The 18,528-nt window shown below is 63.6% G+C and carries 13 protein-coding genes; 3 read left to right on the forward strand and 10 right to left on the reverse strand.

Annotated features, from left to right (window positions below; translation table 11 throughout):
* Positions 1-15: 15 nt before the first annotated feature.
* The gene (locus BMY98_RS01675; protein ID WP_074883736.1) at positions 16-450 is read left to right on the forward strand and encodes a GNAT family acetyltransferase; all 435 of its coding nucleotides are present in this window, start codon (positions 16-18) and stop codon (positions 448-450) included.
* An 87-nt stretch (positions 451-537) separates the two neighbouring features.
* On the opposite strand, the gene copM is transcribed toward BMY98_RS01675, so the two are convergent.
* Entirely contained in the window at positions 538-1,167 is a 630-nt protein-coding gene (gene copM, locus BMY98_RS27530) for a CopM family metallochaperone (RefSeq protein ID WP_245760004.1), read from the reverse strand.
* Positions 1,168-1,215: 48 nt separating this feature from the next.
* Between copM and BMY98_RS01685 the strand changes: the two genes are divergently transcribed.
* Positions 1,216-3,819 carry a hybrid sensor histidine kinase/response regulator gene (locus BMY98_RS01685; RefSeq protein WP_074883743.1) on the forward strand — a complete coding sequence of 868 codons (2,604 nt, stop codon included), beginning with the start codon at positions 1,216-1,218 and terminating at the stop codon, positions 3,817-3,819.
* A gap of 31 nt (positions 3,820-3,850) precedes the next feature.
* On the opposite strand, the gene BMY98_RS01690 is transcribed toward BMY98_RS01685, so the two are convergent.
* From BMY98_RS01690 to BMY98_RS01730, 9 genes are all read right to left on the reverse strand, one after another.
* Positions 3,851-9,076 (reverse strand): DUF4011 domain-containing protein, encoded by a 5,226-nt coding sequence (locus BMY98_RS01690; RefSeq protein ID WP_139214419.1) that lies wholly within the window; start codon positions 9,074-9,076, stop codon positions 3,851-3,853.
* A gap of 172 nt (positions 9,077-9,248) precedes the next feature.
* A complete protein-coding gene (locus BMY98_RS01695; RefSeq protein WP_074883746.1) occupies positions 9,249-10,442 on the reverse strand; it encodes an ABC transporter substrate-binding protein in 1,194 nt (397 codons plus the stop codon).
* Positions 10,439-11,443, reverse strand: a complete 1,005-nt coding sequence (locus BMY98_RS01700) for a CobW family GTP-binding protein (protein ID WP_074883749.1) — start codon at positions 11,441-11,443, stop codon at positions 10,439-10,441. Before BMY98_RS01700 ends, BMY98_RS01695 begins: the two co-directional genes overlap by 4 nt.
* A complete protein-coding gene (locus BMY98_RS01705; RefSeq protein WP_065989066.1) occupies positions 11,440-11,739 on the reverse strand; it encodes a hypothetical protein in 300 nt (99 codons plus the stop codon). The genes BMY98_RS01700 and BMY98_RS01705 overlap by 4 nt, the downstream gene beginning before the upstream one ends.
* A 64-nt stretch (positions 11,740-11,803) precedes the next feature.
* On the reverse strand, positions 11,804-12,550 hold the full coding sequence (locus BMY98_RS01710; RefSeq protein WP_074883753.1) for an SDR family NAD(P)-dependent oxidoreductase: 747 nt from the start codon (positions 12,548-12,550) through the stop codon (positions 11,804-11,806).
* 60 nt (positions 12,551-12,610) lie between these two features.
* Positions 12,611-13,372, reverse strand: coding sequence for an SDR family NAD(P)-dependent oxidoreductase (locus BMY98_RS01715; RefSeq protein WP_074883756.1), 762 nt, complete (start codon positions 13,370-13,372; stop codon positions 12,611-12,613).
* A 10-nt stretch (positions 13,373-13,382) separates the two neighbouring features.
* Positions 13,383-14,723, reverse strand: a complete 1,341-nt coding sequence (locus BMY98_RS01720) for an MFS transporter (RefSeq protein WP_074883759.1) — start codon at positions 14,721-14,723, stop codon at positions 13,383-13,385.
* A gap of 27 nt (positions 14,724-14,750) precedes the next feature.
* Positions 14,751-15,632, reverse strand: a complete 882-nt coding sequence (locus BMY98_RS01725) for a polysaccharide deacetylase family protein (protein ID WP_074883761.1) — start codon at positions 15,630-15,632, stop codon at positions 14,751-14,753.
* A gap of 26 nt (positions 15,633-15,658) precedes the next feature.
* The gene (locus BMY98_RS01730) at positions 15,659-17,044 is read right to left on the reverse strand and encodes an amidase (protein WP_074883764.1); all 1,386 of its coding nucleotides are present in this window, start codon (positions 17,042-17,044) and stop codon (positions 15,659-15,661) included.
* A gap of 341 nt (positions 17,045-17,385) precedes the next feature.
* Here BMY98_RS01730 and BMY98_RS01735 point away from each other — a divergent pair, with 341 nt between their 5' ends.
* Positions 17,386-18,378, forward strand: coding sequence for a GntR family transcriptional regulator (locus tag BMY98_RS01735; RefSeq protein WP_425438839.1), 993 nt, complete (start codon positions 17,386-17,388; stop codon positions 18,376-18,378).
* The last annotated feature ends 150 nt before the right edge of the window (positions 18,379-18,528 follow it).

Here is an 18,528-nt window from a genome sequence, read left to right on the forward strand (position 1 = left end):
ATAAGGAGCCTGACCATGGCTGCCATTACCGACTACTCCGACACGCTTCATCGCCCCGCCGTGATCGAACTCTGGGACGCCGTATTCGGATACGAAACCGCCCATAACACGCCCGGCCTCGCCATCGACAAAAAGCTGGCCGTGGCGGACGGTCTCTTCTTTGTTGCCCTGACGGACGATGAGGTGGTGGGTACTGTTCTGGCCGGGTACGACGGCCATCGTGGTTGGCTTTATGCGGTCGCGGTGCACCCCTCACATCGCAGAAAAGGCGTGGGCGTGCAGTTGGTTCGTCATGCCGAGCACGCCCTGACTTTGCGGGGGTGCATGAAAATCAACCTGCAGATCGTCACCACCAATGCCAGCGTCCAGGCGTTCTATGAGTCTATGGGGTACGCAACCGAACCGCGCATCAGCATGGGCAAGAAAATCGAATCGAACATCACGAATTGATGCGCACGCAGCAGCGCCTGCGTTGCCCTGCCACGCCGCATGGGCGGACATCAGCGCCCCAGACCAGGGGCGCAGGGTTTTGCCGCTTTACTTGGCCGGATGCGCTTTCAGCCAGGCCTTCATCTGCGCGATTTCCGCCGCCTGGGCCGCAACGATCTTGCGCGCCAGTTCCAGCATCTCCGGATCCTTGCCGTACTTGAGCTCAATCTTCGCCATCTCCACCGCCCCTTCGTGGTGAGGCAGCATGCCCGCGGCGAAGGCAACGTCTGGATCGTCGCTCATCATGCCGTGATGCATGTCGTCTTTCATGGCGCCCATTGATTGCTGGTAGGCCTCATGCATCTGTTTGACGTCCTCCGTCTGGTCGGCCTTGACGGCTGTGACGGCAAGCAGAGCAATGACGCTGACAACGGCGGCAATCTTTTTCATGACGGGCATCCTGGATGAGGGTAAAGACGAAGCCGTTACGCTAGACCTTTCCACTGCGGCAAGGTCAAGCACGTTGAGCAGGCCATTGCAGCAGAACCGGTCAAAAAGCCAACCCCACTGAACAAGCGCCCCCTTGCGGGCCTGGCAAATCATTCCCGGTGCCGGAACCTTTATCTCGCTGCCCGAGTCCTTTCTGGAAGCCGAATTGCATTCTGCCAGCATGCAGCGTAAAACGCTGCCCGCCGATATTGCTGGACCCGTCGGCTGGCGCAGTTCCGGAAGGCGCATGGCGCACCTCCGACCTCAGGTCATAACGTTACGTTTACAGGTGGACACTTGAAGCATTTGACCCGGGAAGCCCTTGAGGCTGAAGTCGTGCAGTTGCGGTCGGCATTGAAGACAAGTGAAGCCCTGAGGCTGGAAAGCCTTTGCACCGGCATACGGCAGAACGCTATCGCGGGCTCGCTCGACAATACGGTTGAGCGCGCCGCCGAAGAGGTGGCCGAGCAGGCGATCGAAGACGCTCAGACTCGCTACCGCCTCGCGGTCAAAGCCACCAACGATGCGATCTGGGACTGGGACCTCAAAGAAAACCACGTCCTGTGGAACGACGCGCTGGAGCGGGTCTACGGGCATCCGCTCGCCACGGTCGAAATGACCGGCGAATGGTGGATGGCACAGATTCACCCCGATGACAGGCAGCGCATCGTCAACTCGATCCATGACGTGATAGACGGCAGGCAGACCGGCTGGAGCGACGAGTACCGATTTCGCCGGGCCGACGGCACATACGCTCAGGTACTCGACCGTGGGCACGTTATCCGCGACGCCCAAGGCGACGCCGTGCGCATGATTGGCGCGATGCTGGATCTCACGCCGATTCGCGACACCGAGGCCGCACTGCGTCAAAGCGAGGAGCGTTTCAGGACGATTCTGGAAACAGTCGACGCGGCCTTCGCCATCGTTCAGGTCAAGTTCGATGCCAATGACTACCCGGTCGACTATCGATTTGTTGAAGCCAACCCGGCATTTGAACGTGAAGCTGGCGTCAACCTGCGGGGCAAATGGGTCAGGGAGTTTGCCCCGGATCTGGAGCAATTCTGGTTCGACACCTACGGCCGGGTGGCCAAGACCCGCGTGCCGGCCACATTCGAAAGCTACGCCAAAGCCTTTCAGCGCTGGTTTGACGTGCGGGCCGTGCCCGTCGGCGATCCTGACGAATGTCAGATTGCGATCATCTTCAACGACGTGACGGGGCGTCGTGATGCCGAGGAGCGCCTGCGTCAGAGCGAAGCCGTCGCACGGGCGAACGTTGAGCGTGTGCAGCTGGCCCTCGCCGCCGGGGCCATTTTCGGGACTTGGCATTGGGATTTGCCCAGCGACAGTTTCACCGTGGACGAAGCCTTCGCCCGGGCGTTTGGACTCGATCCTATGCTGGGCCACGAAGGGCTTAGCCTGGAGCAGGTGGTGGCAACCGTCCATCCCGAAGACCGGGCGGGGCTCATGACAGCGATCAACGAAGCGCTGGGTCGCGGCGGTGCCTATGCCCACCAGTATCGCGTCCGTCGGGCTGACGGCAAGTACTACTGGATTGAGGCCAACGGCAGGGTTGAATTCAGCGACGAAGGCATGCCCTTGAGTTTTCCGGGCGTCCTGATTGATGTGGAGGAGCGACGTTCGGTCGAAGCCCAGCGCGACCTCGCGACCGCCGCACTGAGGGCGCTCAATGAGACGCTCGAACAGCGCGTGGCTGAACGCACCGCAGCATTGATGCAGGCCGAAGAGAAGCTGCGCCAGTCGCAAAAGATGGAAGCCGTGGGTCAACTCACGGGCGGGCTTGCCCATGACTTCAATAACTTGCTGGCGGGCATTTCCGGTTCGCTGGAGTTGTTGAGTGCCAGGTTTGCCCAGGGCCGTCTGACGGACGTCGACCGATACCTGACGACAGCACAAGGCGCCACCAAACGGGCTGCCTCCTTGACCCACCGGTTGCTGGCGTTCTCCCGCCGACAAACACTCGACCCTCGGCCCACCGAAATCAACAGCCTGGTCGAGGGCATGACCGAGCTGATCCAGCGCACTGTGGGCCCGAGCATTACCGTGCAGACCGTTGGTTCGCCGGACAGCTGCGTCGCACTGGTCGATGCGAGCCAGCTGGAGAATGCGCTGCTGAATCTGTGCATCAACTCGCGAGACGCCATGCAGGACGGCGGCAGCATTACCATCGAGACCCGTTGGAAAGTCGTGGGAACCGCGGAAGCGGCGGCGCTTGAGGTCCCCGAGGGCGAGTACCTGACCCTCAGCGTCACCGACACCGGCACCGGCATGCCGGCCAACGTCGTGGCGAAGGCATTCGATCCTTTCTTCACCACCAAACCCATCGGCCAGGGCACCGGCCTGGGCCTCTCGATGATTTACGGTTTCGCCCAGCAATCCGGGGGGCAGGTTCGCATCGCCTCTGTGGTCGGACAAGGGACCACGCTGTCCATCTACCTGCCCCGCCACCACGGGCATCCCGGCTCCAATGAAGCGCACTTACCTGATGCTGCCGCGCAAACTGCAGGCATTGGTGAAACGATCCTTGTTGTGGATGATGAACCCACGGTGCGCATGCTGGTGACAGAGGTACTGGGCGAGCTGGGCTACTCCGTCATGGAGGCGGCGGACAGTGCCAGCGGACTGACGCTGCTGCGCTCGGACGTCCGCGTCGACATGCTTGTCACCGATGTGGGCTTGCCCGGTGGCATGAACGGCCGCCAGATGGCGGACGCCGCGCGCGAGCTGCGTCCGGGACTCAAAACGCTGTTCATCACCGGCTACGCGGAGAGCGCGGCCATCGGCGCCAACCAGCTTGAGCCTGGCATGCATGTGCTGACCAAGCCCTTTGCCATTGAAACACTGGCCGCTCGCGTGCGTGAACTGATGAACACGCCGATCTGATCCCCACGCCGGCATTGGCTGATCAGGCGCCTTAAACGGGGTCCTTATCAGCCACTGCCGGCGCGGCGACGGCTTCATCGACCCGTTCGTCAGGGCCGCCCATTCGTGATTGATCCAGCAGGTCGTTCAGCGCGACGTGCAGTTTTTGCAACGCCCCCTGTTTATCCACCCACCAGTCGGTGGACCACAGCCTCAGCAGATTCCAGCCCAGACCACTGAGAATCGCCCCGCGCACTTTATCCCGGTCTCGGGCAGTGGCAGCGCTGTGATACGTGGCACCGTCGCACTCGACACCCGCCAGGTAATCGCCCGGACGGTCAGGGTGAACGATGCCCAGATCGATGCGGAAACGTGACACGCCGATCTGCGGAACCACCTGCCAGCCCAGACGCCTCAGCCCCTGGGCGACGGCCTCCTCGAACGGCGAGTCGTAACCGCCTACAGACCCTTGTACCGCCTCGGCCAGCGCTTTCGGCCCACGCTGAGCGAACTCGATGAAGTGCTTCAAATCCCGCACGGCGCGCGCGTTGGTGCGGTTGAGGTCGATCATCGACGGATCGAACGAGGTGAACACCAGCATTTCCCGGCGAGACCGGGTGATGGCGACGTTGAGCCGACGCCAGCCGCCGTCTTTGTTGAGCGGCCCGAAGTTCATCGACATCACCGGCGCACCGGGTTCGGTGGGGCCATAACCAGTGCCGAGCATGATCAGGTCTCGCTCGTCGCCCTGGACCGTTTCCAGATTCTTGACCACCACCGGCTCGGTCTGGGTGTCCTGGAAGAACGGCTCGATCTGCGGGTATTGCTTGCGGGCCGCGTCCAGCAGGTCGTTGATCAGTTTTTGCTGATCCGAGTTGAGGGTGATGATGCCGATGGAATACCCCGCCGCCACAAACGCAGGGTCGGTGAGGCGCTTGACGGTTTCATCGACGATGGCTTGCGCTTCGGCCTGGTTGTAGCGCCCCTTGCCTTTGGCGTACACGCCCTCGACCTTGCGCCACTCAACCGCGCTGGCGCGGGTCTCCGCGGCCGGGAAAGTGATCAGGTTGCTGTCGTAGTAACGGTGATTGGAGAAGGCAATCAGGCTTTCATGGCGACTGCGGTAGTGCCAGCTCAGGCTGTGGCTCGGCACCCCTGCCCCCAGGCATTCGTCGAGGATGCTTTCCATGTCTTCGGCGGTGTCGTCGTCACCGGCATTCGGGCCACGGCTGAAGAAGTTGGTCGGCGGCATCTGCCGAGGGTCACCGGCGATGATTACCTGCCTGCCCCGGGCAATCGAACCGATGGCGTCCCACGGCGCGATTTGCGACGCCTCGTCGAAGATCACCAGGTCGAACGGCGGCTGATCGGCGGGCAGGAACTGCGCAATCGACAACGGGCTCATGAGCATGCACGGCGCCAGGCAATTCAGCGCATCGCCCATCTCGATCGCCAGCTGGCGGACCGGTTTGTGCCGGCGCGATTTCTGCAGCTCGTGTTTGAGAATGGCAAAGCCGCTGCTCTTGGGGATGTCGTTCTTGGACGGGATCAAGCCGCAGAGTTTGGCCCGGATATAGCGCACGGTCAGTTTCGCCAGTTCGTCGTCCAGACGCACGAAGGTGCCGATGTCACTCATGTGCTCGGCGGCCACGAAATTGCGCAGCAACGGTTCGCCATCGATGCCCTGGGTCGCGAACCAGTGGGCATAGGCCGTGACGAAGGTCTCCTCGGTGGCAGACGGCAACAGGCTGCCGGTTTCCAGTGCCCGGGCCAGAGTGGCCAGGCCGGCCTCGGACGCCTGTTCGCGCACCCGGCACCAGTCGCACCATGCCTTGAGCTGCTCTTCCTGCTGCTGGATGGACAGTGACGTCTCCCGAAGCGTCGCCACGCTCAGGGACATGTCAGTGCTTGTACACGCCAGCCCGGCGAACACGCGCACGGCCGCCTCGGCGCGGGACAACGCCTGCTGCAAGGTCGATACGACGGTAGCGAGTTGGCCATTCGGCGCCAGCATATCGTTCGCCTCGATCACCAGACGCGCAACGGCGCCGCGCAAGGCAACCAGGTGCTCGGGCGATTCGGCCAACCCGATCAGCGTTTTGCGCAAATGCTCGGCCAGGGTCACCGCCTGCAGCGTGCGCACCGGGTCGCTCTTCAGGCCTTGCCAGCCGGGGATCGATTGCATGTCGCTGGCCAACGCGTCCATTTCCAGCAGCTGGGCGTGCAGGCGTTCAAAAATAGCGAGGTCGCCGACGGTGTCCGGCAGGCCCGCCGCGCCACCGAGCGAGGCGAGTTTCTTCGCCACCTTTTTCTGGGCCAGTGTACCCAGGAACCAGAACTTGCCCTCGGCTTCGTGCCACTCATTGCGCATTTGCGCGACCGGCACACGACGGCACGCTTCATCGGCGTAATCCAGTGACAGGGTTTCTTCAAGCTCCCGATAGCTCTCGAGCAACTGGCAACTGCGCCGGGCCGCTTCGATGCGCGCGGCAGCATCGGGTGCAAAGGCAAACGACAGGTTCAGGCCATGGGATTCAAGAATCAGTGCCGCGAGATCATGCAGCTGCCGGACCTCTTTCACTTCCGCCACAGGCAGCGGCACGTGGGTCAGTGCCAGCAGCCGTTCGCTGGCGGCATTCAAATCATCGAGCGCCTGGGGCACTTCTCGTGCGGCACCGGCGATCTGTGCCTGCCAGGCGTTCGACCATTGGGTCTGCGCCAGGGCGCCGAAGTTTCCTGACAGGTCGCGGGCGGCAATGCCATTGAGGCCCAGACGCCGGGCGAGATCCAGCAACCCGGCGTACTCGGCCCCATCGTGTTCGGTGCCCGTTTCCCAGCCCAGCCTTGGCGTCTGCGGGCTGTGGTCGCGAACCACCCGACCGATCGACTGGTGCAGGGTCAGGCCGTTATCCCAGCGTCGGTGCAGCACCTCGACCAGTTGATTGAGCCGTGAACGCAGGGTCTGCAATCGCGCGGCTTCACGCTCCCATTCCTCGGCGCTCAGTGCCTCACTCACGTCCCAGGCGCGGTCCAGTTGCTTGAGCACTTCGACCTTCGAGGTCTTGCTGGAATGCAGCTCCAGGCAGAACTCGCCGAGGCCCTGTTCGGCCAGGCGACGAAACACCACGTCCAGGGCCGCGCGTTTCTCTGCCACGAACAGCACGCGGCGACCGAGGGCCAGGTTGTGGGCAATCATGTTGGCGATGGTCTGCGATTTGCCTGTGCCGGGCGGGCCGTCCATGACGAAGCTGTGGGTGTTGGCCGAGGCCACGACCGCTGCCAATTGCGAAGAATCGGCCGGCAAAGGTGCGAACAGCTGAGCCGGCGTGACGGTCGCATCCAGACGCTCGGGTCGGGGGAAGTCGGCGGAACCGGAAAAACCCTCACCCGCTGCGTCAGGGTCCAGCAGATGCTGAACCAAGGGGCTTTGCAGCAGCTGGGCCGCGTTGGCATTCAGGTCTTTCCACATCAGGTATTTGGCAAACGAAAACGTGCCCAGCACCAGCTCGGTGCTCACCTCGAACCCGGGTACATCGCGCACCGCCCGCCGTACCCTGTCCCAGATGCCGGCCACATCGATGCCGCTTTCATCGCCGGGCAGCTCACCGTCAAGGCCGGGAATCACCAGCTCGAAATCATGGCGCAGCAGCTCAAGCAAGGTCAGGTTGAAACGCGGCTCTTCATCTAGCAGGCTCAAGGTGACCCCGGACAAGGCGCTTTTACGCTCGAGTTTCACCGGCAACAAAATCAGCGGGGCGGAATAGGTTTTCGGGTCGTCGGCGCTTTTCTTCCACTTCAGGAAGCCGATCGCCAGGAACAGTGTGTTGGCACCGCCCTCCTCCAGATCGCTGCGAGCCTTGCGGAACAGGTCGATCAGCGTGGCTTCCAGCTTGACCTTCTCCAGACTGGCCAGGACTTCGCCACGTGCCAGGGCCTGACGGGCCACTTCGTCGACCAGGCTTTCGTTGTTCTGCTGTTCATACAAGGCCTCATCACGGCCGCTGCTTTTCAAATCGGGGACGGCCACCACGCGGATGCGCTGGCCGCTGGAGAGCAGGTCTTCAAGGGCCGCAGGGTCGGGGCACAGCAGGCGAACACCTTTGGCGCTGTCCGGCAGATGCAGCAGACGATTGCGGGTGGTCAAATCGAGCAGTTTGCGTTGCCACAGGGTGAGTTTTCCGGCCGGGCCCGAGTCGTCTTCGTTGATCTCGACATCGAACCCCGGCAGCGACGGCGCTTCTTCCAGCCCCTCAATCACCGGCGGTGCATCGTCGGCGCCATCGACCGGGACGGCTGACACCAGCGCCATCGGGCGAATCTTCTGCATCCGGGCGCGATGCACGTCGATGGCCATGATGAACTGCTCATCGTCCAGCTCACGTTCGGCGGCGGCCACCGCCCGGGAAAAACTCGGCGCAGGCGCCTGGGTCGCGAGGGTCGTCTCGAACACCAGCATTTCTTTCAAATCGAGACGCTTGCGCACGGCCGACGCTTCATCGGTGAGCAACTGGGAAAATTCCTGCGGCTGCAACCAGACGCCGGCGAACGCGTGCCCCTTGGTCATGACCAACAGCGCATTCAACCCGGCCTGCTCCAGCGCGGCCGCGAATAGCAACGCGGTGTCGAGGCACGTCGCCACACCGTTTTCCAGCACCACACTCGGCGGTCGGATTTTCTGGCCCTGCTGCTCGAAACTGGCGGGCGGCAACGCATAGCTCAGCTGGAAGCTGCACACCCCCGACCAGATGGCAGAGGCCAGTTCCCAGGTGCGGGTGCGGGATTTGCTTTCGTAGCCGTCGATGCCGTCTTTCTTGCCGGCACGGCGCAAGACCTGCGAGGCGGCTTTGAGCACCCGGTCCACCGCAGGGTCGTTGGGCATGCAGAACGCGGCGAGCAGTTCCGGCATCGCGCTCAACCCGCCCCATTCGGTGCGGGCGAGCAATTCGGTGGGGAAACGCTGTTCGACAAGCAGCGTCTCGCCTTGGGACACGCGCATCACCACGTCGGCGTTGAGGCTTTCCGTCAGGCCGGACAGGTAACCGGCGTTCAGCTTGATGTCGCGGTCAGAAATGCTGAGGCGATCACCGGGATGGATACGGTCAATGTTCCAGCTTCGGCTTTCAACGAAGTCCGGGTCGGTGCTTAAGGTCAGTACCAGGTTTTCGAGGGTGGTTTCTTCCTGGTTCCAGAGGCTCAATTCACGCACGAGGGGAACGGCATTCTGGTGGGAGGCGAAGCCGATCTTGCGGGCGATCAGCGCTTCAATCTTGATGTTCATTCACGGGATCCTGAAGCTACGAGCGCGGGCCTCCTGTAGAGGCCGCCAAATGGCGCCTATAGTCCATGAGTAATCGATGGATGTGAATGTGTTTATCGGTCAATCAGCCAGCCGGGCACTTTGCAGGGACGCCAGCGCAGCGGTCCCCCCACTGACAGCCTGCGCAAGCGCCTCACTGCCTGCGAGTGCCTTTTCCCCCTGCACGGGAGATGTCCCCCCAGCGGCGCACCAGGTAGTTGTGTTCATCCATGACGGCATTCCACACCGCGATGTGGCCCATGCGCTGCTCGTAGGAGCCGCCATCGCGCACCTCGCCAATGTCGATCAGCGGCAAGCCGTCGCTGCCCATCAGTTGTTCACGGGCGGGCAACCCGGCGTACCAGTAATCCCACTCGGCCGCACTCAGGTGTTCGCGGCTGCGGGCCGGATTGCCGATGTAATAGCCCTGGCGGGCCATGACTGCCCCGGGCCAGCCGGACAGCCACCAGTTCAAATACGCGTAGGCCGCATCGAGTACCGCGCCCTTGGCGTGGCGTGACAGGGACAAGCCGCCGAACCAGCCGCGATAGCCCTCACGCGGAACGGCAACGCGGTATTTCACGCCGGCGCGATGCAGGCGCACCAGAGTCGGCGACCACAAGCTCTGGATGTCGATCGTCGGGTGCAGCATCAGCTCCGCCGCTTCTTCATCGTCAGACCAGAACGCGCCGAACATGCCCTGCCCCTGCTTGCGTACGAGGATGTTGGCCAGCACGTCGATCTCTTCGATGCTCAGGTTGCCAATGTCGCGGAACTGCGCCAGCCCCGCGCCTTGCACAGCGAGCGCGGCGTCCAGGGCACCAATTGCCGCGTCACTTTGCAATGCCACCCGCCCGCACCAGGCCGGATCGACCAGCCAGCCCCAGCTCTCGTCCGCCGAACTGAAGCCGGCGGGTAGGCGCTCGGGGCGATAGGCGAAGCTGTCGGCGTTGTGGGTCAGTGGCAACATGCTGATTCGTTCGCTCACCGCGCTGCCAAGGCTGCCGTCGTGCTGCACAAACAGACGCTCGCTGGGCACGCTGCCGCTGCCGAGCCGGTCACTGGCCGACAGCCTGCCGCGTTTGGGCAGGTCGTTGATTTCGTGCCACAGGGCGACACGGCGCGTGTCGATGGGTTGAATGGCGCGGGCGGGCCAGACGAAATCGACGTTGTGGAACCACTGGTCATAGAGATCGTAACTGTCGGGCTGCATGACCGCGATGCGCTGGGCGGTCTGCACGTCGTGCACCTGATAGACCAGCTTGATGCCCAGGTCTTCTTCGGCGCGAACCCGCAGGGATTCAAGCAGCGTCACCGAAGTGCCCAGCACCCTTAGCGTCACCGTCATGCCAGCGCTTCCCGGGGTGCCGGCGCCAGGCGCTCGCTGAACACCTCGAACGAGCGGCGCAGCAGCGCGGTGTCCAGCCCGCGCACGATAAACACCAGCCGCGAACGATGGTCGCCGCCGGGCCATTGCGGCAGGTGCACCGGCGCGTGCAGGCAATGCTGCACGCCATGAATGACGACGGGGGCGTGGCTGTTGTTCACGTTGAGCAGTCCTTTGACGCGCAGGATTCGTTCGCCGTGGCATCTTAGCAGCATGGACAGCCAGACCCCGAAAGCGACCCAGTCCAGCGGGCGTTCAAAGGTCAGGCAGCAAACCTGCGCTTCACCGTGGCGCGCGGGCGTCGAGCGCACGCCCATCAATTGCCAGCGCGCGACCTCCTGGGCGGGATCACTGCTGTGCAGCCCGTCACCGAGCAACAGTTGATCGCCGCTCTGAATGGAATCCGTGGTCAGCACCGGCGCAGGATTGATCGAGTGCAGACGCAGTTGCAGCGTGCGCAGTGCATCTTCATCGGCGAGGTCGGTCTTGCTGATCAGCAGCCGGTCGGCGGCGGCGACCTGGGCCATCCATTCCGGGTGCAGGCGCTCCTGCAGCGCGGCATGGCTGGCATCGACCACGGTGACGACCAACCCGATATGCACCCGGCCCCGCAGATGAGGATCATTGTTGATGGTCGCCAGAATGGGCGCAGGATCGGCCAGGCCAGTGGTCTCCAGCAGGATGCGTCGGAAGGCCGGCACTTCGCCTCGGGCGCGGCGCTGGAGCAAATCGCTCAACGCGTCGCGCAATTCGCCGCGAATCGAGCAACAGACGCAGCCGCTGGGTAGCAGGATGGTGTCCGGCGCGACCTCTTCCACCAGCAGGTGATCGATGCCGACGTCGCCGAATTCATTGATCAGCAGCGCCGTGTCGCCGAGGGTTTCGCCCTGCAGCAGGCGCTTGAGCAAGGTGGTCTTGCCGCTGCCGAGAAAGCCGGTGATGACATTCAGCGCGATGCTCATGGGTGCTGCTCCAGGTGGTCCAGCAGTCGTTCATCGAGGGGGTCCAGCGGACGCCCGATCAACTGCTCGGCCCGTTGCCAGAGTTGGTCGAGACCGCTCGCCAGTTCCTGCTTGCCAGTGGCGCCGAGCAGCAGGTAGGAGACGCCCTGGAAGTCTTCGACCTTCAAACGAAACGGCGCCACCACCTTGTTGATGGCAGCAATCCGGCGCAGGCGTTCGCGGCGCCGGGGCAGTTCGTCACCCAGCGGATCGCTCCAGTGCACGTCTTCGCCCAGCAAGCCGCAGAGTCCACACATGGTCATTCGCTCCTGCTTTATTGGGTGATGAGCTATTCGCGGCTATGTTCTTTGTGCTTGGGCATCAAGGCATCACATCGCCGGAATTGGGCCCCAGGGTCTGGCCGACGAACAGATTGCCGCCGGGCTCGCTGGCCAGCAGCACGGCGACGGGCGCCACTTCTTGCGCCAGACCAAAGCGGCCCAGGGGCAGCTCCGCCGCTTTGGCGGTCTTCCACGCGCTGCTGATCCCGGCCACCAGCGGCGTTTCGATCGGCCCCGGCGCAATGGCGTTGACCAGCACGTTGTCCTTGGCCACTTCCAGGGCGAGGGATTTCGTAAAGCCGATCACTCCGGCCTTGGCCGCCGCGTAATGGGTCAGCTCGGCGCCGCCCTTGATGCCCAACTGCGACGCGACGTTGATGATGCGTCCCCAGCGCTGCGCAAGCATGTGCGGCAAGGCGCGCTGACTGGCGATGAACACGCTGGTCAGGTCGACGCGCAGCATGTCGTTCCACATCTCCAGGGTCAGATCGACACAGCGGGCCTGGGTCAGCATGCCGGCGTTGTTGACCAGAATATCGATGCCGCCAAAGTGCTGAACGCAGGCATCGACCCCGGCCTGCGCGCCCTCGACCGTGCCGACATCGGCCACGCTTTCGACCACTTCGACGCCCAGTTCGCGGCAGTGCTGGGCGGTGTTGGCCAGGGTAACGGCGTCGCGATCGGCCAGGACCAGCCGCGCGCCCTGCTCGGCATAGGCCCGCGCAATGGCGGCGCCGATGCCGCTGCCTGCGCCGGTAATCACCGCGCGTTTGTTGACCAGTTGCATGGTGTTTCCTCTTTCAGTCTGCGGCTTGTGGCGTAATCAATAGCGGATCGGCGTTGCGCCTTACTCCGGCCAACGCACGGTCAGGCCGCCATCGATGACGATGCTTTGTCCGGTGAGATAACTGGATTCGTCGCTGCACAGGAATCGCACCAGGGACGCGACCTCATCGGCCCGACCGACACGGCCCAACGGGATGGCATGGGCCGCTTTGGCGAGGCCCTCCGGCCCGAGCGAGTTCTTGCTGTCCAGCGATTGCGGTGTCTCGATCAAACCCGGAATCACCGCGTTGCAGCGAATCCCCCGGGGCGCCAGTTCCACCGCCAGCGAGCGGCACAACCCTGGCACACCGGCTTTGGCAGCGGCGTAGTGCGAGTGGTCCTGCCAGCCATAGACGCCCCCGGCAATCGACGAAATCGCCACCATGGAGCCGCCCTCGCCCATGTGCCGGGCCGCCGCGCGAAAAGTGCGCATCACACCGGTGAGATCGACATCGAGCATCTCGTTCCAGCGTTCGTCGGTCATCTCCAGCAACGGCGCGCGGCGCAGCAGGCCGGCATTGGCGACCGCGTAATCGATCCGGCCAAAGCGGCTGATCGCCTGCTCGGCCAGTGCGTCCACCGAGGCGGTCTGAGTAACGTCTAGCTCGGCCATCAGGCATTCGCCGCCGGCGTCGGCGACCAACCGCGCCGTGATCTCGGGGTCATGGGGGTCGGCCGGGTAATAGCCGCCCACCACCGCAACGCCCTTGTGCGCGAACGCCACCGCCAAGGCCTGGCCGATCCCGCTGGCGGCCCCGGTAATCAACGCTACTCTGCGAGTCATGTTCAGTTCCTTATTGGACGGTTTCAGGCCGCACGTGGCGGGCGGCAAACATCAATACCCCGGACAAAAAGCACGGCACGGCACCGAAATACAGCGCCGAGGTCTGCCAGTCGCCCCCGGCGCTCAGCACCGATGTCGCACCAAACCCTGCGACCACCGCGCCGAGCGGGCCCATCGCGTGGATGATCGCGCCGCCGGTGGCGCGGATGCTGGTCGGGAAGCTCTCGCTGATGAAAAACAGGGCGGCGGAATACGGACCGATCAGGAAGAACAGCCCCAGGCTGTACAGGCCGACCACCGTAGGCATGTTGCTGGGGGCGAACAGCATGCCGGCGAAGGACAGGCCGCCGAGCATCCAGCCCAGGCCGATGACGTTGCGTCGACCGATCTTGTCGCCCATCCAGCCGTGGCTCAGGTAACCGCAGTAGCCCACCAGGTTAGACAGCACCAGAATAATCAGCGAGTTCTCGAACGAGAGGTGGTGCACGCTGACGATCACGGACGTGCCCAGCACGCTGAACACCTGAATCGCCGCCCAGTTGAGCAGGATCGCTGCGCCTATCACCAGGGTGGCGCGTCGCGAGGTGCCCCGGAACGCTGCACCGAAGCCGGCCGTGCGATGTTCTTCGTAATCCACCCCGTAGGTCATCGCCACCTGTTTGGCCTGTTCAGCGTCGCCGGCCTTGCGCAACTGGGTGATGCGCTGGTGAATCTGAAACTGCGGGCTCTCCTTGAGCTTGCGCGCCATGAACGCAATCACCAGCGCCGGGATCGCGGCAAACACGAAGCAGCCCTGCCAGCCGATGATCGGCAGCAGCACCGCGGTCAGTCCGGCGGCGATCAGCGCGCCGACCGGCCAGCCGCCCTGCACCAGGCTGTAGATGAAGCCACGACGCTTTGCCAGGCGCGGATCTTCGGAGGCCGCATAGATTTCGCTGAGGTAAGTGGCGTTAACGGTTTCTTCGGCGTAGCCCAGCCCGCTCAGGGAGCGGATCAGGATCAGCGGCGACTTGCCCCATGATCCGCCCAGCGCCGTCAGCGCCGAGCAGATCGCGGAACCGGTGACCGTAAAAATGATGCCCATGCGTCGACCGAGGCGATCCACCAGCGGCCCGATGGCCAGCGCGATGACCGCCGTACCCACCGCGGCCCAGGTGGCGATTTCCGCCTGTTCCGCTTCGCCCCACTGAAAGTGCCGGCCGATTTCCGGCAGCAAGGTGCCGAACAGGATGAAGTCGTACACCGCGAAGACCCACGCGAAGAACGCGATCCAGGTGGCGTAGCGCACTTGTTCGGAAGTCAGTTGCTGGGGTTTCCAGCCGGTCAGATCAAGCTTGTTATAAATGGACATGGGTCACGCCTCGGAATGAAGGGGCAATCAGCTGTGGCGAGGATTACGGCGGACGAAGTCATCGGCGATTTCGTCGAACGTGACGAACTTGACGCCGGCGTGGCTCTGGATGTGCTCGATCAATCGCTCCAGCATCAGCAGTACTTGCGGGCGACCGGAGACGTCCGGATGGATGGTCATGGTGAACACGGCGTGCTCGTGCTCGCGGTAGACCCAGTCGAACTGATCGCGCCACATCTCTTCCAGATGACGCGGGTTGACGAAGCCGTGGCTGTTGGGCGCCTTTTTGATGAACATCATCGGCGGCAGGTCATCGAGGTACCAGTTGGCCGGAATTTCCACCAGATCGGTTTCCTGCCCCCGCACCAGCGGTTTCATCCAGGTGTCGGGGTGCTGGGTGTAATCGATCTTGGTCCAGCTGTCCCCCACGCGCACGTAGTAAGGATGGAAGTCGTTGTGCATCAGGCTGTGGTCGTACTTGATGCCCTTCTTGAGCAGCAACTCGTTGGTGACCTTGCTGAACTCCCACCAAGGTGCGACGTAGCCGGTCGGGCGTTTGCCGGTCATCCGGGTGATCAGCTCGATGGACTTGTCGAGGACGATTTCTTCCTGCTCGGGGGTCATGGCGATGGGGTTTTCGTGGCTGTAGCCGTGCACCCCGATCTCGTGACCGGCGTCGAACACGGCCTTCATCTGCTCGGGAAACGTCTCCATCGAGTGACCGGGCACGAACCAGGTGGTGCGCAGGCCGTAGCGCTCGAACAGCTTGAGCAGGCGCGGCGCCCCGATTTCGCCCGCGAACAGGCCCCGGGAAATATCGTCAGGTGAATCCTCGCCACCGTATGAACCCAACCAGCCTGCCACGGCGTCTACGTCGACACCGAAGGCGCACAGAATTTCTTTAGCCATCATCGTTCTCCAGCGGAGTTATCGGATCATTCGTTTGGGAAGGTGCGCACCGCGGCTTCAACGGCCAGCGCAGCGCGCAATAAACGTGAGTCTTCGCCACACGGCGCGCTGATCAACACACCGGTTGGCAGGCCCAGGGCGTCACAGCCGCTTGGCAGCGACACGCCCGGCATGTCCAGCAAACTGCCCGGCATGGTCAGGCGCAGCGTGGCCAGGTTGGTGCGTATGAACAGGTCATCGTCACTCAACAACGGCGCCAGCGGCGGTGCCACGTGGGCCACGCTCGGGGTAATCAGAAACGCGCCATCGAGCTCGTCGCCCATCTGTTGCTGAAGGCGCTCGCGGGCGCTGTACAGGTTGATCAACTGGCTGGCCGGGAACGCCCGCGCCGCTTCAAGACGACGTCGTACCCGAGGGTCGAGTTGCGCGGCCGCGTCGCTGTCGAGCAAGGCTTGATGCAGGGCGAACGCTTCCGCCGAGCCGAGCCATCCCTGTTGCTGGATCAGGTCGAGCGTGGTCTGAAAGGCAGGCGACGGGCGCACGTCGATAAGGGCGCCGTGGGCCTGCATCGCACTCACACAACGCAGCAGGTTGTCGCGCACGGCCGGCTCGACGCGGTCGTCCTCAAGGACCGCCTGATCGACCCGGAACCGCTGACCGGCCAACGGGCGCGGCAGCAGAGCGGGCGGCTTTGTGCGACCCCGCAGGATGTCGTCAATGGCCACGGCATCGCGCACGCTGCGGGTCAGCGGGCCGAGGCTGTCGAGGGTGTGCGCGAGGGGGAAGACGCCGTCGCGGCTGTAGCGCCGGCAGCTGCTGCGAAAACCCACCAGGCCGTTGAAGGCCGCCGGAATGCGGATCGAGCCGGCGGTGTCGGTGCCCAAGGCGATGGGGACGATGCCCGCTGACACCGAGACCGCCGAGCCTGACGAAGAGCCGCCGGGAATGCGCGGCTGGTCATGCCCGAGTGGATTGTGCGGCGTGCCGAAATGGGGATTCAGCCCCAGGCCGGAGTAGGCGAACTCACTGAGGTTGGTTTTGCCGACGCTGACCATCCCGGCCCGTGACAGCAGGCCGACAATCTGCGCATCCAGCAGGGCTGGCGCGCACTCACGGCGCACCGCAGCGCCTGCGGTGGTCGGGCTGCCGGCCAGATCAAACAGGTCTTTCCAGGCGATTGGCACGCCGTCCAGCGCGCTCGCCGGTTGCCCCGCCGTCCACCGCGCCGCCGCGGCTTGAGCTTCGCGGCGTGCCCGTTGAGTAGAGAAAGAGATGAACACGTCATCGACTGCGGCCGCCTTCGCCAGTACAGCGTCCAGAGCCTGCACCGGGTCGCTGCGTCCACTGGCGAAATCTTGTGCCATGGCCAGTGCGTCGGCGAGTAACGGATCCGGGAAGCGAGCGTCGGACATTTCATCTACCCTTTAATGTACATATTCGGAGAATGTACGTTTAGCAAAGGCAGAAAGCGTGCCAGAGTCGGCACGGGCTTATTCATGGAGCGGTGGATGCGCGAGACGCCGGGCCAAGATGGCCGGGCTAGATACGTTGCCGGGTTTTACCGACCCACCGAATGTGCGGCTGCTCGACCGTGCTGAAGTGGAGGCTGTTAAGGATGGATATTTACGCAAAGGTACGTTTTAGTGCAGAAAAGTAACAACGGCTCCAATACCGTGCGTTCTGACGTGACCCGCAGTGACAACCTGTCTTGTGCGAGAATCGCCGCCCGCCTTCCGAGAAGTGTATGAAATCGATGTCCACCGAGGATCCCCGCACTGCGTCCCGCTACGCCACGATCCGGCAGGTCCTGCGCGATGCCATCGTCAACGGTGACGTGGTTGAAGGATTGGTGCTGCTCGAAGCGCCGCTGGCAGAGCTGTTCGGCACCAGTCGGGTGCCAGTGCGCCGGGCGCTGGATCTGCTCCATGAAGAAGGCCTGATCAGCCGATTCAACGGACGCGGTTATCTGGTCAACCCCGAGGGCGCCGAGGTGCAGCCGGTGCGCCTGGCCTTGACCCATCATCAGCTGGGCCTCGATAGCAGTGAAGAGCTGGTGGACACGCGCCCGCTGGGGGAACGGATTTACGATGAAATCGGCGCGGCGTTATCGACCTGTATCGCGTTCGGTCATTATCGGCTCGACGAGCAAATCGCCGCCGAACACTATGGCGTGAGCCGGGCCGTTGTGCGCGAGGCGCTGATGCGGCTGCGTGATCGGGGGCTGGTGGAGAAAGAGCCCTACTCGCAGTGGCTGGCCGGGCCCCTCACCGCGCGGGAAGTGACCGAAGATTACGAGCTGCGGGCCTGCCTCGAGCCTGAAGCGCTGCGCCAGACCGCGCCGGGCCTGGGCCGGGACGACCTTGTGGCCATGCTCGCGCGAGTGGAAGCCGCGCAGAACAGCGCTCAGTGCAGCCTGGCGGACATCGAGCGACTGGAGGAGGACCTGCATCACCACTGCCTGGCCGGCATCACCAACCGCAAGATCGCGACGTTGATCCGCCAGGGCCAGAGCCCCATGATCATCAGCCGGATTTTCTACAGCCTGCTGGGCATCGGGCCCGACGACGCGATGCTGGCCGAACATCGTTTGATCCTGGAACTCCTGCTGCACGGCGCCTTCGACGCCGCAGCGCTGAACCTCAAGGAACACCTAAACCGCGCCAGCCAGCGGATGCTGCAGCGGCTGAAAGTCCTGTCCGTACTGCCCGAACAGCCCGTCCCGGAATACCTGACCCGACTCAGCTGACGCTCACTGGGAACGGTTATAGCCTGGGAGATGCAGGCATAACGCTGCTCTCAGCGGGACCGGCTTTAGCCGGGAAGGCGTCAGTGGGCACGCTGCGAAATCGATGGTGATCACACTGGCCTCTTCCCGGTTGAAGCCGGTCCCGCTAAA

The sequence above is a fragment of the Pseudomonas graminis genome, from assembly GCF_900111735.1.
In the GTDB taxonomy this organism is placed as follows: Bacteria; Pseudomonadota; Gammaproteobacteria; order Pseudomonadales; family Pseudomonadaceae; genus Aquipseudomonas; species Aquipseudomonas graminis.

Bases quoted from the DNA above. Each gene is read 5' to 3' on its own strand.
- BMY98_RS01675 (WP_074883736.1), top strand. From the start codon at position 16: ATGGCTGCCATTACCGACTACTCCGACACGCTTCATCGCCCCGCCGTG.
- BMY98_RS01720 (WP_074883759.1), bottom strand. From the start codon at position 14,723: ATGTCCATTTATAACAAGCTTGATCTGACCGGCTGGAAACCCCAGCAA.
- BMY98_RS01715 (WP_074883756.1), bottom strand. From the start codon at position 13,372: ATGACTCGCAGAGTAGCGTTGATTACCGGGGCCGCCAGCGGGATCGGC.
- BMY98_RS01725 (WP_074883761.1), bottom strand. From the start codon at position 15,632: ATGGCTAAAGAAATTCTGTGCGCCTTCGGTGTCGACGTAGACGCCGTG.
- BMY98_RS01690 (WP_139214419.1), bottom strand. From the start codon at position 9,076: ATGAACATCAAGATTGAAGCGCTGATCGCCCGCAAGATCGGCTTCGCC.
- BMY98_RS01700 (WP_074883749.1), bottom strand. From the start codon at position 11,443: ATGAGCATCGCGCTGAATGTCATCACCGGCTTTCTCGGCAGCGGCAAG.
- BMY98_RS01705 (WP_065989066.1), bottom strand. From the start codon at position 11,739: ATGTGTGGACTCTGCGGCTTGCTGGGCGAAGACGTGCACTGGAGCGAT.
- copM (WP_245760004.1), bottom strand. From the start codon at position 1,167: ATGCGCCTTCCGGAACTGCGCCAGCCGACGGGTCCAGCAATATCGGCG.
- BMY98_RS01730 (WP_074883764.1), bottom strand. From the start codon at position 17,044: ATGTCCGACGCTCGCTTCCCGGATCCGTTACTCGCCGACGCACTGGCC.
- BMY98_RS01695 (WP_074883746.1), bottom strand. From the start codon at position 10,442: ATGACGGTGACGCTAAGGGTGCTGGGCACTTCGGTGACGCTGCTTGAA.
- BMY98_RS01735 (WP_425438839.1), top strand. From the start codon at position 17,386: ATGTCCACCGAGGATCCCCGCACTGCGTCCCGCTACGCCACGATCCGG.
- BMY98_RS01710 (WP_074883753.1), bottom strand. From the start codon at position 12,550: ATGCAACTGGTCAACAAACGCGCGGTGATTACCGGCGCAGGCAGCGGC.